The organism is Methylobacterium mesophilicum (assembly GCF_022179445.1).
GTDB lineage: Bacteria > Pseudomonadota > Alphaproteobacteria > Rhizobiales > Beijerinckiaceae > Methylobacterium > Methylobacterium mesophilicum.
Genome location: NZ_BPQU01000106.1, coordinates 1 through 317 on the forward strand (window position 1 = coordinate 1; position 317 = coordinate 317).

General features: G+C 69.4%; 1 pseudogene. It reads right to left on the minus strand.

What is annotated here, in order from left to right:
* A pseudogene (locus MFF40_RS28410) lies at nucleotides 1-317 on the minus strand (methyl-accepting chemotaxis protein); the annotation flags it as partial.

Consider the following 317-nt stretch of genomic DNA (forward strand, 5'->3'; position numbering starts at 1 on the left):
AATCACGCAAAAGGCAACACCGAAATCCATTCCTTTCAAGCGATCGCCCTGCGGCCGGCCGGCGCGGGCCTTGACGCCGCCCCGGGCGGAGGAGGCCGCGGAAGCCGGCGTCCCCATCCGGGTCGCCGCGCCGCGCAGCCGCGAGACCGCCTGCTCGATCCCTGCCTCGGCCGCCTCGTCGATGCGGAAGTAGGCGATGGTGGCCTGAAGGCGCTCGGCTTGCGTGGCCAGCTCCTCCGAGGTCGCAGAGACCTGCTGGGATGCGCTGGCGTTCTGCTGGGTCACCTTGTCGAGCTGCTGGATCGCCTGGTTGATCT